Source organism: Rhodococcus sp. 15-2388-1-1a (assembly GCF_002259145.1).
Taxonomy (GTDB): domain Bacteria; phylum Actinomycetota; class Actinomycetes; order Mycobacteriales; family Mycobacteriaceae; genus Rhodococcoides.
Genome location: NZ_NPFP01000032.1, coordinates 106,431 through 121,434 on the forward strand (window position 1 = coordinate 106,431; position 15,004 = coordinate 121,434).

Here is a 15,004-nt window from a genome sequence, read left to right on the forward strand (position 1 = left end):
GATGGAATCCGAACGAGGGGCACTGTTCGATCCGACGTTCGGTAGCGACGAGGTTGCGCCGTTCGTGGGCGACCGGGCCTGGGTGACAGCGATGTTCGCCGTCGAGGCGGCGCTCTCCCGGTCCGCAGTCTCGGTCGGTCTCGTCGACGCCGGTCACGCCGAGGTCATCACCACTGCTGCGGCCGAACTCGGGGCGCAACTGGACATCGCGAGGCTCGGAGTGGACGCGACGGCCGGGGGCAATCCGGTGATCCCGCTGGTGAAGATCCTTCGGAACGAGGTGGCCGAGGCCGGGGTTCCTGCCACCGCAGTACATCCGGGGGCCACCAGCCAGGACGTCATGGACACCGCACTGATGCTCGTCTCCCGCGATGCACTCGGTGTCATCGAGGCCTCGCTCGACGCTGCGAGTGCCGCTGCGCGAGGTCTCGCCCTGGCCCACCGGACCACCCCGATGGCGGCCCGCACTCTCGGCCAGCAGGCATTGCCCACAACCTTCGGCCTGGTGGCTGCGAACTGGTTCTCGGGGCTGTGCCGCGCGCGGACCAGGGTTGCTGCCGTTCGACGCGCGTGCACCGTCCAGTATGGCGGAGCTGCAGGCACTCTCGCGGCCGTGCATCCACACGGACCGGTCATTGCCGCGGCGCTTGCCGTCGAACTGGGCTTGGCTCGACAGACCGCGCCCTGGCACACCGACCGCACCGCAATAGCCGACATCGCGTGCTCCTTGGGCATCGCGGCGGGAACGATCGGCAAGATCGCCGCGGACATCGTGGCGATGTCCGCCACCGAGCTGGGCGAGGTCTCGGAGGACGCGCCGGGTGGATCGTCGGCGATGCCGCACAAGCGCAATCCGGTTGCGGCCGTCACGGCTCGCGCCGCGGCCCGGCGGGTCCCGGGTGCGGTGGCGACGGTGCTGTCGAACATGGACCACGAACACCAGCGCGCCGCGGGAGCGTGGCATGCCGAATGGGAGACCATCACCGATCTGCTGCGCCTCACCGGTGGTGCCGCTCATCGACTCTCGCAGAGCCTGAGCGGGTTACACGTTCATCCCGAAGAGATGGCCCGAAATCTGGACGCAACGGGCGGCGCTCTGCTCGCCGAACGTGTCACCGCGGCATTGGCAACGCACACCGAGCAGGCTCGCGAGATAGTCACCGCACGATGCGTGGCGGGAGCCCCGCTGGACAGCGACCCTGCCATCACGGCATTTCTTCCACCGTCGACGGTGCGCGAACTACTCGACCCGGCCGAGTATCTCGGCCACGCACCCGAACTGGTCGACGCGATCCTCGCGGAGCATGCCCTCGACACCGAACACACCACAGAATCGAAGGATTCACGATGACCGTCGCACTTGCACACGAACGCACCGAGGGGCCCGGCCCCGACGCGGAGACCGTCGTGCTGATCGGATCGCTCGGCTCGGATCGATCGATGTGGAACCCGCAGATCGGAACGCTCTCCGCCTCCGTTCACGTTCTCTCCGTCGACCTTCGCGGGCACGGACGGTCTCCGGTTCCACCCGGCCCCTATTCGGTGAGCGAACTCGCCGAAGACGTGGTGGCACTGCTGGATTCACTCGATCTGGCCCGTGTGCACATCGTCGGACTGTCCCTCGGCGGTGCGGTCTCGCAGTGGATCGCCATCCATCGCCCGGAGCGCGTGCGGACACTGACATTGCTGTGCACCTCGGCGAAGTTCGGCGAGCCGGCGCAATGGCTCGAACGAGCCGCCGCTGTCCGAGCGGCGGGAACGGCGTCGGTGGCCGACGCCGTACTCGCGCGCTGGTTCACCCCCGAACTGGCCGATCGCGACACCGATCTCGTCGACCGGCATCGCCGGATGATCGTCGATACCTCGGACGAGGGCTACGCAGCATGTTGTGAGGCGTTGTCGGACTGGGATTCTCGTTCGGATCTGAGCCGAATCACCGCTCCGACCCTGGTGATCGCGGGACTGCAGGATCCCTCGACCACCCCCGCGGACCTGAAGATCATCGCCGACGGCGTCGCCGGATCGACGTTCCGGGTACTCGACCCGGCCGCACATCTGGCCAACGTCGAACAAGCCGGACCGGTCACCGCGGCCGTTGCCGCACACATCGGATCGGATGCGTATGCCGTCGGACGCGCAGCGGCCCACGATGCCGGAATGGCGGTGCGGCGCAGCATCCTCGGCGATGCGCACGTCGACCGCAGCATCGCCGCACGAACCGATTTCACCGCACCGTTCCAGGATTTCATCACCCGCACCGCATGGGGTGACATCTGGAATCGCCCGGGACTCGATCACCACACCCGCAGACTGCTGACCCTGGCCATCCTGACGGCCGTGGGCAATCAACACGAACTCGACATGCACATCCGGGCGGCCCTACGAGCAGGCACCGCGCCGGACACCCTCGCGGAGGTGTTCCTGCACACCGCGGTGTACGCGGGAGTTCCGAACAGCAACAGCGCATTCGGTCTCGCGAACGCGGCCATCGCCGAGACCGAACCGGGTACCTCGTGAACCCCGCGGAATCGCCGCCGCCGTCCTCGGACTACGTCCAGTCCCTCGGTCGTGGTCTTGCGGTGATCCGAGCCTTCGACGCCGAGCATCCGCGTCGAACTCTCTCCGATGTCGCCCGAGCAACCGACCTCACCCGGGCCACGGCCCGGCGTTTCCTGCTCACACTCGTCGAACTCGGCTACGTCCGTACCGACGGCTCGATGTTCTGGCTCACCCCACGAGTGCTCGAGCTCGGCTACAGCTATCTGTCCAGCCTGTCGCTCCCGGAAGTCTCGGGGCCGCACCTCGAGGCTCTCGCCGAACGAGTTCGCGAGTCGTCCTCGGTCTCGATTCTCGACGGCGACGACGTGGTGTACGTCGCCCGTGTTCCGGTCAGCCGCATCATGACCGTCGGCATCAACATCGGCACCCGGTTCCCCGCGTTCGCGACATCGATGGGTCGTGTGCTGCTGGCCGGACTGCCTGCCGAGGAACTCGCGGCCTACCTCGATCGGGTGCGCTTGACACCTCTCACCGGCAAGACGATCACCACTGCCGATGCGCTCGGACGCGAACTCGCACGAGTGCGGAGCGAGGGCTTCTGTCTGGTGGATCAAGAACTCGAAGAAGGACTGCGGTCGATCGCCGCACCCATCCACGACAACAACGGCGTGGTTGTCGCCGCAGCGAACGTCTCGACTCAAGCTGCGCGTCATTCCGCCGATGCAGTCCGCACCGAACTACTCCCGGCTCTGCTCGACGCCACCCGCGCGATCGAGATCGACCTGCTCCGGGTGAGCACCGGGCCCAACGACAAGCGAGGAAACACCCATGCCTGACGCCGTGATCTGCGAACCCCTTCGAACACCGGTCGGCCGCTTCGGCGGTCAGTTCCGAGACATCTCCGCCCAGGCCCTGGCCAGTACGGTCATCTCCGAACTCGTTGCCCGAACAGGCATCTCCGGTGCCGACATCGACGACGTCATCCTGGGTCAGGCGTCCCCCAACGGTGATGCACCGGCGATCGGACGCATCGCCGCACTCGATGCCGATCTGGGTATCGACGTCCCCGGGATGCAGGTCGACCGCCGCTGCGGCTCCGGGCTGCAAGCGGTACTGCAGGCGTGCATGCAGGTGCAATCCGGGGGCAACGATCTGGTTCTGGCCGGCGGTGTCGAGAGTATGAGTCAGACCGAGTTCTACGCCACCGGCATGCGGTGGGGCGTCAAGGCCGAGGCGGTGGCCCTGTCCGACCGACTCGCCCGAGCGCGAGTGACCGCGGGCGGCAAGAACTTTCCGGTACCCGGCGGGATGATCGAGACCGCAGAGAACCTGCGCGCAGAATTTTCCATCAGCCGCGCCGATCAGGACGCACTCGCAGTCCAGTCCCACCGACGTGCAGTGGCCGCACAGAACAGCGGTGTGTTCGCGGAGGAGATCGTGGGAGTGTCGGTCCCCCAACGCAAATCGGATCCGATGCTCGTCACCACCGACGAGCATCCACGGGCAGACACCACCGTGGAGTCACTGGCGAAGCTGAAGGCGATCCGCGCGTCGGTGGACCCGGAGTCCACCGTCACCGCAGGCAACGCCAGCGGACAGAACGACGGCGCCGCGATCGCGATCGTCACCACCCCGGAAAGAGCTGCCGCGCTCGGCCTTCGGCCGCTGGCGCGATTGGCCGGCTGGGGCGTGGCCGGTGTCGCCCCACGGACGATGGGTATCGGACCGGTCCCGGCGAGCGAGAAGGCGCTCGGGCGGCTCGGACTGAGTCTCGACGACATGGGCGTCATCGAACTCAACGAAGCGTTCGCCGCTCAGGCTCTCGCCGTCACCCGGTCGTGGGGCATCGAGTCCGACGATCCGCGGCTGAACCCACACGGTTCCGGCATCTCGCTCGGCCATCCCGTCGGTGCCACCGGTGCCCGCATCCTGGCGACGCTGTTGCGCGAAATGGACCGACGAGAGGTCCGCTACGGACTCGAGACGATGTGCATCGGCGGCGGCCAGGGACTTGCTGCAGTGTTCGAGCGAATCGGCTGATCGATCAGGACTGCAGTTGCGCCGCCAGTCGCACAGCCGAATTGGTCTCCCCGTAGCCCTCGTAGCCACCCACTCGCTGGACCACCTCGAAGAACAGGTCGTCGCCCACGGTTTCGGTGAAGAAGTGGAAGAACTCACCGCCGGTCGCGTCCGCGTCGTACAGGATCCCGAGACGCTGCATCGCCTCCAGCGTCTCGGAGCCGAGCCCGAATCGCGCGTCGAGGTCGCGATAGTAGTTGGGTGAAATCCGGAGCGGGGTGAGGCCGCGTTCGGTCGTGGCTCGCGCGGCGGCGTAGATGTCCTCGCACCCGAACGCCACATGTCCGACGCCTCCGCGCCGGGCCGCGGGCAGAGGGTCCGAGTCGGACGGACGGCCGGGAACCATGTTGAGCGAGAGCCTGATCGTGCCGTTGGCGGTGGCGAGTGTGAGTGCTCGGCTACGTACCAGGCCGATCGCGTCGACGACGTCCTGGCCCTCGTGTGGCACCATGCCGAACACCGAGCGCAGCAGCAGCATAACGCCGTCCCAGCTCTCGGCGGGCACGGCGAGGGCGATGTGATCCACGTGGGAGACGCACGCCCGGTTCTCCTCCACGACCCTCGGCACCAGATCGAATGCCGACTGCCAGGCTCCCGCGCTGTCGCGGGTACGTAGGTCCAGCGACGTCGCACCGGTCACGGCCAGGCGCACCACTGCATCGGTCGCGTCTGCCACACCGGGCATCGAGACGGTGGACGCGGTGACTCCCAGTGCGCGTGCCCGAGTCAGCCACAGATCCGGTCGTTCGCTGCGAATCCCGATCTGCGCCAACGCCGGTAGGTGAGCCGGGACGCCCGGCGCGGTCCACAGCGTGTCCACCGTGGTGTCGACGGCGACGGCCAGCGGACCCTGGGTGAACAGGCTCAGTCCGTGTTCGCTGTGTGCTGCGGTCAGATCGAAGCCCAGGTGCCGCAGTGTGGTGCCCAGCTGCGCTGCCTTCGCCGGCCCTGCCGCGATCCGCAGGGAGACGACGTTCTCGATCGGGCCCGGCGGTGGCGGTGCGAACAGATCGTTGCCGGCAGAGGGTGTTTCGACGCTGCGCACCTGCTCCTGGAGGTACAGCAGCGACCGATGCGCGTCGGATGCCGTGCGGCCGGTGTCGGAGTGGCGGAAGACGTCGTTGAAGATTTCGAGTGACCACGGGCCGGAATACCCGGAGGCCGCGACATCGGCACCGAAGCGCGCCAGATCGAAGCTGCCCTGACCGGGGAAGCATCGGTGATGCCTGCTCCACTGCAGTACGTCCATCACCAGGTGCGGGGCATCGGCCAACTGGAGGAAGAAGATCTTCTCGCCGGGGATCTCGCGAATGCCTGCGGAATCGTCACCGCGGGAGAGGATGTGGAAGCTGTCCAGGCACGTTCCCAGCGCGGGATGATCGACCTGCCGGACGATGTCCCAGGCGTGGCGGTAGGTGTTGACGTGGGCACCCCACGCCAACGCCTCGTACGCGAGTCGCATTCCGCGCCGATGCGCACGCTCGGCAAGGGTTGCCATCTGTTCGACCAGCAGGGCGTCGTCACGGACGGCACCGGCCAGCGGCGAGGAGCAGACCAACAGCAGATCGCATCCCAGCTGTTCCATCACGTCGAATTTGTGTTCGGCGCGAACGAGGTTGCGGGCGAACTGTTCCGGGTCGGCCGAGTCGGCGTCGCGAAAGGGCTGATAGAGATCGAGGGTCAAACCGAGGTCGGCTGCCTTCTTCGCGATGTCCTCGGGAAGGTCAGGTGAGCTGATCAAGTCCGGCTCGAACACCTCGAAGCCGTCGAACCCGGCGTCTGCGATGGCGCGCATCTTCTCGTCCAGCGAACCACTGAGCGATACCGTGGCCACCGATGTGGCGATGTGCTTCATGCGAGAGCACCTGCGGTCGCACGATCCTCCAGTGCGATCAGCGAGCTCATGTGGGCGATCATGCGATCGGCGTCGGCGGTGCGTCCGGTGAATATCTCGAAGGCGTCGGCGGCCTGGAACACCGCCATTCCGGTTCCGCTGAGCGTTCGGCATCCAGCTCGTGATGCGGCAGCGAGCAACTCGGTCTCGGCGGGTCGATACACGACCTCGGCGACCCACATGCTCGGATTCAGGAGTGCCTCGGGCACAGCAGATCCGGGATGCTCCACCATTCCGATCGGAGTGGCGTGCACCAGCCCGGTTGCCGTGTCGAGAACGGCGGCGAGCCGGTCGAGGCCTGCCGAGAGGATCTCGACGTCCGGGAACATCGCCGACAGGGATTCACGAAGTTGTTGCGCCCGAAGCGGATCGGCGTCCACGAGAGTGAGCCTGCCTGCGCCGCGGCGGGCCATCGCGTAGGCAACTGCTGCACCCGCTCCCCCGGCACCGAGTTGCACCACGTCACCGATGTCGGCACCGGGTAGGCCTCGGCCGAAGTTGCGATCGAATCCGGACCAGTCGGTGTTGTGGCCGACGGCTCGGCCGTCCGCGAACACCACGGTGTTGACGGCTCCGAGTCGGGATGCGTCCTCGGAGAGCGCATCGAGAGTGGAGATGACGCGTTGCTTGCACGGGTGCGTGATGTTGAGTCCTCGAAATCCGAGGTCTGCGGCGGTCGAGACGAGACGGGGCAGGTCCAGGACGGTCAGTCCTCGGCTGTCCAGATCGATAATTCGGTACTGATAGGTCAGCCCGTGCTCGGCGCCCTCCCGTTCGTGCATCGCGGGCGTGAGCGACTTGCCGATACCCGTCCCGATCAGTCCGCAGAGCAGGGATTCCGGCATGTCGATCTCCTCGAGCCTTAATGTACGAATTGGTGAATTAGCTCGACGGTACTACGCGTCCGCCTCGCGCCCAACCCTTTCGCCGGAATCGGCGCCGATAGAGTTGATCCATGGCTCCGCGCGCAACCGACACGTCCGACGACACCAGCGGACCCACCGTCAAACGTCGACGCAACAGCGACCTGACCCGGCACAACATCCTCGAGGTGGCCACCGAGGAGTTCGCGGACAAAGGATTTGCAGGGGCGCGCATCGACGAGATCGCCCAGCGCACGCACACGACCAAGCGGATGTTGTACTACTACTTCACCGACAAGGAAGGCCTGTACAAGGCCGTTCTCGAGCGGTCCTACCTGCGCATTCGTGAGCGGGAGCGAGACGTCGACGTCGAGGGCCTCGGACCGATCGAAGCCATTCGCGCCATCGCATCACTGACGTTCGACCACCACGAGGAGAATCCCGACTTCATCCGCCTGGTCTCCACCGAGAACATCCTGCGCGGCGAACACATCTCCACGTCCGAGGCATTGAGCAACCTCGGCAATCCCGCTGCGGAACTGCTGTCGAGGATCCTGACCCGAGGACAGGCCGACGGGGTGTTCCGAACGGATGTCGATGCCCTCGACGTGCACATGACGATCAGCAGCTTCTGCGTGTTCCGGCTGTCGAACCGGTACACCTTCGAGGCCCTCTTCGGCCGCGACCTCACCGATCCCCAGCATCGCGAGCGTCTGCGCTCGATGCTCGGGGACATGATCATCGCGTTCCTGACCTCGCCTTCTCGCTGATATTCACGCCGTCTCGGTAGGTCTCGTCACTTCAGGGGTTGACACGTGGCATGGATCACGTTCACTATTCAGAGGCACCCGGTGTTAACCGTTTAGTACATTAGCGGTCCGATCGCCGTAGAACGCGTCGTCGACCAGCGCCTAAGCTCCCCCGCCTCACGAAGAGAGACACGAGAACGATGGATTCGCACAACCCTGGCACCCACCCGACGCCGCTTCGCCCCGGGGCGAACCCGCGTAAAGCGGCGACCGCCGCGTGGGTCGGAAGCGCCCTCGAGTACTACGACTTCTTCATCTACGGCACCGCAGCCGCACTCGTCTTCGGCCGCGTGTTCTTCCCGGGCTCCAACCCGGCGACCGGAACCCTGCTGGCCCTGGCCACCTTCGGCGTCGGCTACCTCGCACGTCCGCTCGGTGCCCTGGTCCTCGGCCACATCGGTGATCGCTACGGACGCAAGAAGGTCATGGTCGCCACCGTCCTGCTGATGGGTATCGCCACCCTGGGCGTCGGCGTCCTGCCCTCCTACGAATCCATCGGCATCGCCGCGCCCATCATCCTGGTGCTGCTTCGGTTGTGCCAGGGATTCTCTGCCGGCGGTGAGCAGGCCGGAGCGAACTCGATGACGCTCGAACACGCCCCGGACAACAGGCGCGCGTTCTTCACCAGCTTCACCCTCAGCGGCACCCAGGGCGGACAGATTCTCGCCACCGCGGTGTTCCTGCCCGTCGCCATGCTCCCCGAGGAAGCGCTGCTCAGCTGGGGTTGGCGAATCCCGTTCTTCCTCAGTGCCTTCGTCGTCGTCGCCGCCTTCGTGATCCGCCGCTCGCTCGACGAGACCCCGGTCTTCGAGGAAGAAGTGGCCTCCAACGAACCGCAGCGCCTGCCCGTGACCGAGCTGCTCAGCGAGCATCGACCGGCCGTGGTCCGCGTCATGCTGGCCGCCATGATCGCCTCCGTCAGCACCATCTTCACCGTCTACGCCCTGTCCTACGCCGTGAACACCGTCGGCCTCGAACGCACCCCCATGCTGTGGGTCGGCGTTCTCGCCAACGTCGTCGCACTCTTCGCGTTGCCCTTCTTCGGCGCCCTGTCGGATCGCATCGGACGCAAGCCGGTGTTCCTGTTCGGCTCCATCGGTTGCGCGATCCTGATGTTCGGCTACCTGTGGTCCATCTCGAGCGGCAACTACGTCCTCATCTTCGTCTTCGGCATCGTGATGTTCGGATTCGTGCACAGCGCCACCGGCGGCGTCTGGCCCTCGTTCTACGGTGAGATGTTCCCGGCCCGGGTTCGCCTGACCGGAACCGCGCTGGGAACCCAGATCGGTTTCGCCATCGCAGGATTCGCGCCGACCATCGCAGGGGCGATCGCCGGAGCCGAGGTCGGTGCGTGGCTGCCCGTCGCGATCGTCACCGCGGTCTTCTGCACCATCAACGTCATCATCGTCGCGACTTCGAAGGAGACCTTCCGTACCCCCACCGACGAGCTCGGTGTCCCGACCCGCACCACCGACAGCGCACGCGTCGCGTCGATCTTACCGAGATCGTGATCGACGCACTTCGACCTGCAGCGGCGGGCACCTGGACGGTGCTCGCCCTGCAGTATGCCGGCCGAACAGCATTGCGCAGCAATCTCTTTCACCAACGTGACGAGCGCAGCACCGAAAACCAGGCGGTGGCCTACTACGTGTGGCTCGCCCTGTCGGACACCCGCACGGTGCTGATCGACGCCGGAATTTCCCCCGCCACAGCAGAATCGATGGACGGGCTCGACTATCACGGGTCACCCATCGACCTGCTCGGCGAACTCGGCCTCACACCGAACGACATCGGCACCTGCATCCTGACCCATCTGCACTACGACCACACCGGGGTCGTCGCGGAACTTCCGACCGCGCGATACGTGGTGCAGCGCAAAGAGCTCGAATACTGGACCGGGCCGTGGGCCGCCCGCATCACCCGAGAACAGTGGTTGCACTCGGGAGCCGACACCGAACACATCGAATCCGCCGATCGAGGCGCTCGGCTCGACCTCGTCGACGGCGATCTGGACCTGTTTCCCGGGCTGTCCGTTCACGCGGTCGGGGGACACACCGCAGGCATGCAGGTGGTCAGGGTGAACACCGAGCGTGGCCCGGTGGTGTTGGCCTCCGACGCCAGTCATTTCTACGAGAACATCGAGGACGACAGCCCGTTCGCGATCCTGCATGCTCTGCCGGACATGTACGGGGCCTTCGACCGAATCCGGGAGCTCGCCGCGGGCACCGGCATCGTCGTACCAGGCCACGATCCACTGGTTCGACGCCGATTTCCCGCCGTGCCCGACGCACCGGGCGCGCACGCGGTGATCATCGGCTGAACACAGCGAGAAACGACAAATCCCCGACCTCGCGATGAGGTCGGGGATTCGTCGTTCAGCTGATGGATCGGCGCGTATCAGGCGGACTTGTCGCGGCGCTCCGGACGTTCGGGCTTGCGCGGCACGATGGTCGGCAGCACGTTGTCGTTGACGGTCTCGGCAGTCACGACGACCTTCTCGACGTCGTCGCGGCTCGGGATGTCGTACATCACCGGAAGCAGAACTTCTTCCATGATGGCGCGCAATCCACGAGCACCGGTTCCGCGCAGGATCGCCTGGTCTGCGATTGCCTCGAGGGCCTCGCTGGTGAACTCGAGCTCGACGCCGTCCATGTCGAACAAGCGGCGGTACTGCTTGACCAGCGCGTTCTTCGGCTCGGACAGAATCGTCACGAGCGATTCCTTGTCCAGGTTCGTCACCGACGCGATCATCGGCAGTCGACCGATGAACTCGGGAATCAGACCGAACTTGATCAGATCCTCGGGCATCACCTCGGCGAAGTGATCCTGCGTGTCGATCTCGGCCTTGGAGCGAACTTCGGCTCCGAAGCCGAGCCCGCGCTTACCGACCCGATCGGACACGATCTTCTCGAGTCCGGCGAATGCACCGGCGACGATGAAGAGCACATTGGTGGTGTCGATCTGGATGAACTCCTGATGCGGATGCTTGCGACCGCCCTGCGGCGGCACGCTGGCCTGGGTTCCTTCCAGGATCTTGAGCAGCGCCTGCTGCACGCCTTCGCCGGACACGTCGCGCGTGATCGACGGGTTCTCGCTCTTGCGCGCGATCTTGTCGACCTCGTCGATGTAGATGATGCCGGTCTCGGCGCGCTTGACGTCGTAGTCCGCGGCCTGGATCAGCTTGAGCAGGATGTTCTCGACATCCTCGCCCACGTAGCCGGCCTCGGTGAGGGCGGTGGCGTCGGCGATGGCGAAGGGCACGTTGAGCATCTTGGCCAGGGTCTGCGCGAGGTACGTCTTTCCACACCCCGTCGGTCCGAGCATCAAGATGTTCGACTTCGCCAGTTCGACGGATTCGCCTCGCACGTCGCGCGCCTTGTCACCGGCCTGAATGCGCTTGTAGTGGTTGTAGACCGCGACGGCCAACGTGCGCTTGGCAGCGTCCTGACCGATCACGTAGTTCTCGAGAAAGTCCTTGATCTCGGAGGGCTTGGGGAGGTCGTCGAGCTTGACTTCGCTCGATTCGGCCAATTCCTCTTCGATGATCTCGTTGCAGAGGTCGATGCACTCGTCGCAGATGTACACCCCTGGTCCAGCGATGAGCTTCTTGACCTGCTTCTGGCTCTTGCCGCAGAAGGAGCACTTCAGCAGATCGCCACCGTCACCGATGCGTGCCATTCGGAGGTTCCTACTTCCTTGTCCGCGTACGACCCACGCCGACCGGGTGTGGCCGAAACCTTCGTGGGCTACTTCTCGGTCTGTCGTCATGCCGACTTCGGTCGACCGAGTTCTTGGATGCGACGGTACCCGTGTTCGCCGAACATGGGCGGGTTGTTTCCGGTGATTCGCCACCCGATTTCGCCGAATGCAGCATTCGGGTCGTCGATCGCGACCGCCGGGCGGAGTTTCACACTCACACCCGGCGTCGGAATCTTCTGCCGGACCGATCCGGTCCGACCGGTGGTACTCGCTCTGCTACTTCTGCGCGGAGAGCTTGCGGTACTCGAACACGGTGTCGATGATCCCGTAGTCCTTGGCCTGCTCTGCGGTGAGGATCTTGTCGCGATCGGTGTCCTTGCGGATGACGTCGGGATCCTTGCCGGTGTGGCGGCCGAGAGTGGTCTCCATGAGTCGACGCATGCGCTCGATCTCGGCGGCCTGGATCTCCAGGTCGGACACCTGGCCCTGAATGCCACCACTCGAGGGCTGGTGAATCAGCACGCGTGCGTTGGGCAGTGCTGCACGCTTGCCGGGAGTGCCGGCGGCGAGCAGGACAGCGGCGGCAGACGCGGCCTGGCCGAGGCAGACGGTCGCAACATCGGCGCGGACGTACTGCATCGTGTCGTAGATCGCCATCAGCGAGGTGAACGAGCCACCGGGCGAGTTGATGTACATGGTGATGTCTCGGTCGGGATCGAGTCCCTCGAGCACCAGCAGCTGTGCCATGACGTCGTTGGCGGACGCGTCGTCGACCTGGACGCCGAGGAAGATGATGCGCTCCTCGAACAGCTTGTTGTACGGGTTCGATTCCTTCACGCCGTAGCTGGAGTGCTCGACGAAGGACGGCAGGATGTATCGGGAGGACGGCAGCTGATTGGGGTCGAACAGGTTTGTCATCGTTTCTCCAAGATGTAAGTGATCGAGGGTCGCCGGGAGCGGCCGAATTACTCGCCGATTCCGCCGGCCTGCTGCGCGCGGCTGACGACGTGGTCCACGAACCCGTATTCCTTGGCTGCTTGCGCGGTGAACCACCGGTCGCGATCGGAGTCCTCGGTGATCTGCTCGACGGTCTGGCCGGTGTGCTGAGCGATGAGCTCGGCCATCTCACGCTTGGTGTGCGCGAACTGCTCGGCCATGATGGCGATGTCGGAGGCGCTGCCGCCGATTCCGGCCGAGGGCTGGTGCATCATGATGCGCGCGTGCGGCAGCGCGTAGCGCTTGCCCTTGGCTCCGGCCGAGAGCAGGAACTGACCCATCGAGGCAGCCAGACCCATTCCGTACGTCGCGATGTCGCACTCGGCGAATTCCATCGTGTCGAAGATGGCCATACCCGCGGTGACCGAGCCACCGGGCGAGTTGATGTACAGCGAGATGTCGCGGGTGGCATCCTCGGCGGAGAGCAGCAGGATCTGCGCGCACAACTTGTTGGCGATGTCGTCGTCGACCTGGGTACCGAGGAAAATGATGCGGTTTTGAAGCAGACGCTCGTACACGGAGTCGCTGAGATTCAGGCCTGCTGCGGCCGAAGTCATGACGGGACTCTGCTCGTGCGAAGCCGCCGGATTCTGAACAGTCACGGTACCTGCCTTTTCATAACAAATCGTTGGTTCCTGACACAGACACTAACGAAAGACGGCGGCTCCGGAGTCCCGGAACCGCCGTCGTTCGCTGTGAGCGTTACTTCTCTTGTTCGCCCTCGGAAGAATCTGCTGCTTCGACCTCGTCGGGAGCATCGGCGGGGCTGCCGAACAGCTCGGCCGTATCGACGCTCGCACCGTTGGTGTCGGTCACGGTGACGCGCTCGACGACCGATGCAAGGGCCTTACCGCGCTTGACGTCTGCGAAGACGGCACCGAGCTGGTTGGCCTGCTGCACCTGCTGAATGAACTGCTCGGGCGGCATGCCGTAGCGCTGCGCCTGGAAGATGATCCGCTCGGTGAGCTCTTCCTGCCCGACCTGCGTGTTCTCGGCCTCGGCGATCGCATCGAGAAGGAGCTGGGTACGCACCGACTTCTCGGCACCTTCCTTGACGTCCTTGTCGAATTCCTCGCGGCTCGAACCCTGCGATTCGAGCAGCTCGGCGAGTGCTTCCTCGTTGTGGTCGAGGCCGTGGATGGCCTCGTGCACCTGGGAATCGACCTCGGCCTTGACGACGGCCTCGGGAGCCGGGATGTCGAGGGTCTCGAGCAGCGTCTCGAGCACCTTGTCGCGGATCTGACCGGCCTGCTCGACCTTCGCGACTCGCTCGACGCGCGTCTTCAGATCGGCCAGCAACTCGTCGAACGTGTCGAACTCGCTGGCGAGCTGAGCGAACTCGTCGTCGGCCTCGGGCAGCTCGCGCTCCTTGACGGACACGACCTTGACCGTGACGACAGCTTCCTTGCCCGCGTACTCGCCGGCGACCAGGGTGGAGGTGAACTCCTTCGACTCGTCGGCCGAGACGCCGATGATCGCGTCGTCGAGTCCCTCGATGAGCTGGCCGGAGCCGACCTCGTGGGACAGTCCGCTCGCGGTTGCCTCTTCCACGTTCTCGCCGTCGACAGTGGCCGAGAGGTCGATCGAGACGAAGTCACCGGACTGGACCGGGCGATCGACACCGGTCAAGGTGCCGAAGCGCTGGCGCAGCGACTGCAGCTGCTCGTCGACGGCCTCGTCCTTGATCTCGAGCGGATCGACGACGACGCTGATGGTCGAGTAGTCGGGCAGATCGATCTCGGGACGCACGTCGACCTCGGCGGTGAACGTGAGCTCGGTGCCGTCCTCGATCTTGGTGATCTCGATCTCGGGCTGGCCGATGACCTTGACCTTCTCGTTGGTCACGGCCTCGGAGTAACGGGAGGGAAGAGCGTCGTTGACGACCTGCTCGAGAACTGCCCCACGGCCGACGCGCGCTTCGAGCAACTTGGCCGGAGCCTTGCCGGGACGGAAGCCGGGGAGGCGGATCTGCTGAGCCAAAGCCTTGTACGCGCGGTCGAAATCAGGCTTGAGCTCCTCGAAGGGCACCTCAACGTTGATACGGACTCGCGTCGGGCTCAGCTGCTCGACGGTGCTCTTCACGGAACATGCTCCTTCTGGTAATTCTTGCTTGCTGGTGGTGCTTACGGTGCTGGCTTGCGGTCTTACCTCGCTCGCCGCGAACA

Annotated in this window: 14 protein-coding genes; 7 read left to right on the plus strand and 7 right to left on the minus strand. The window is 65.3% G+C overall.

Annotated elements, in window-relative coordinates; all coding sequences use genetic code 11:
• The first annotated feature begins 1 nt into the window (after nt 1).
• Genes pcaB through CH302_RS18760 form a run of 4 tightly spaced genes read left to right on the plus strand, consistent with a single transcriptional unit; the run spans nt 2 to nt 4,539 of the window.
• Entirely contained in the window at nt 2–1,351 is a 1,350-nt protein-coding gene (pcaB, locus tag CH302_RS18745) for a 3-carboxy-cis,cis-muconate cycloisomerase (protein ID WP_037193150.1), read from the plus strand.
• Entirely contained in the window at nt 1,348–2,517 is a 1,170-nt protein-coding gene (pcaDC, locus tag CH302_RS18750; RefSeq protein ID WP_037193152.1) for a bifunctional 3-oxoadipate enol-lactonase/4-carboxymuconolactone decarboxylase PcaDC, read from the plus strand. Before pcaB ends, pcaDC begins: the two co-directional genes overlap by 4 nt.
• Nucleotides 2,514–3,335 (plus strand): IclR family transcriptional regulator, encoded by an 822-nt coding sequence (locus CH302_RS18755; RefSeq protein ID WP_037193155.1) that lies wholly within the window; start codon nt 2,514–2,516, stop codon nt 3,333–3,335. Before pcaDC ends, CH302_RS18755 begins: the two co-directional genes overlap by 4 nt.
• Nucleotides 3,328–4,539 carry an acetyl-CoA C-acetyltransferase gene (locus tag CH302_RS18760; protein WP_037193157.1) on the plus strand — a complete coding sequence of 404 codons (1,212 nt, stop codon included), beginning with the start codon at nt 3,328–3,330 and terminating at the stop codon, nt 4,537–4,539. The genes CH302_RS18755 and CH302_RS18760 overlap by 8 nt, the downstream gene beginning before the upstream one ends.
• Nucleotides 4,540–4,543: 4 nt before the next feature.
• Here the strand turns inward: CH302_RS18760 and CH302_RS18765 are convergent, their stop codons facing one another.
• Together CH302_RS18765 and CH302_RS18770 are read right to left on the minus strand one after the other, a co-directional pair.
• Nucleotides 4,544–6,433 carry a sugar phosphate isomerase/epimerase and 4-hydroxyphenylpyruvate domain-containing protein gene (locus CH302_RS18765; RefSeq protein WP_037193159.1) on the minus strand — a complete coding sequence of 630 codons (1,890 nt, stop codon included), beginning with the start codon at nt 6,431–6,433 and terminating at the stop codon, nt 4,544–4,546.
• On the minus strand, nt 6,430–7,317 hold the full coding sequence (locus CH302_RS18770; RefSeq protein WP_037193161.1) for a shikimate dehydrogenase: 888 nt from the start codon (nt 7,315–7,317) through the stop codon (nt 6,430–6,432). The genes CH302_RS18765 and CH302_RS18770 overlap by 4 nt, the downstream gene beginning before the upstream one ends.
• Nucleotides 7,318–7,427: 110 nt before the next feature.
• On the opposite strand from CH302_RS18770, the gene CH302_RS18775 reads away from it, so the two are divergent.
• The 3 genes from CH302_RS18775 (at nt 7,428) to CH302_RS18785 (ending at nt 10,464) form a co-directional block, all read left to right on the plus strand.
• Entirely contained in the window at nt 7,428–8,105 is a 678-nt protein-coding gene (locus tag CH302_RS18775) for a TetR/AcrR family transcriptional regulator (protein WP_052047858.1), read from the plus strand.
• A gap of 179 nt (nt 8,106–8,284) precedes the next feature.
• Nucleotides 8,285–9,655 carry an MFS transporter gene (locus CH302_RS18780; RefSeq protein ID WP_037193164.1) on the plus strand — a complete coding sequence of 457 codons (1,371 nt, stop codon included), beginning with the start codon at nt 8,285–8,287 and terminating at the stop codon, nt 9,653–9,655.
• On the plus strand, nt 9,652–10,464 hold the full coding sequence (locus CH302_RS18785; protein WP_230596349.1) for an N-acyl homoserine lactonase family protein: 813 nt from the start codon (nt 9,652–9,654) through the stop codon (nt 10,462–10,464). The genes CH302_RS18780 and CH302_RS18785 overlap by 4 nt, the downstream gene beginning before the upstream one ends.
• 77 nt (nt 10,465–10,541) lie before the next feature.
• Here the strand turns inward: CH302_RS18785 and clpX are convergent, their stop codons facing one another.
• From clpX to tig, 5 genes are all read right to left on the minus strand, one after another.
• Entirely contained in the window at nt 10,542–11,822 is a 1,281-nt protein-coding gene (gene clpX, locus CH302_RS18790) for an ATP-dependent Clp protease ATP-binding subunit ClpX (RefSeq protein ID WP_027497577.1), read from the minus strand.
• Between the two features lie 86 nt (nt 11,823–11,908).
• Nucleotides 11,909–12,055 (minus strand): hypothetical protein, encoded by a 147-nt coding sequence (locus CH302_RS30170; RefSeq protein ID WP_155292938.1) that lies wholly within the window; start codon nt 12,053–12,055, stop codon nt 11,909–11,911.
• Nucleotides 12,056–12,119: 64 nt separating this feature from the next.
• Entirely contained in the window at nt 12,120–12,761 is a 642-nt protein-coding gene (locus CH302_RS18795; protein WP_008715342.1) for an ATP-dependent Clp protease proteolytic subunit, read from the minus strand.
• Nucleotides 12,762–12,808: 47 nt separating this feature from the next.
• Nucleotides 12,809–13,441: an ATP-dependent Clp protease proteolytic subunit gene (locus tag CH302_RS18800; protein ID WP_032379221.1), complete on the minus strand. Its 633-nt coding sequence runs from the start codon at nt 13,439–13,441 to the stop codon at nt 12,809–12,811.
• Between the two features lie 100 nt (nt 13,442–13,541).
• Nucleotides 13,542–14,921: a trigger factor gene (tig, locus tag CH302_RS18805; protein ID WP_037193166.1), complete on the minus strand. Its 1,380-nt coding sequence runs from the start codon at nt 14,919–14,921 to the stop codon at nt 13,542–13,544.
• Nucleotides 14,922–15,004: the final 83 nt, after the last annotated feature.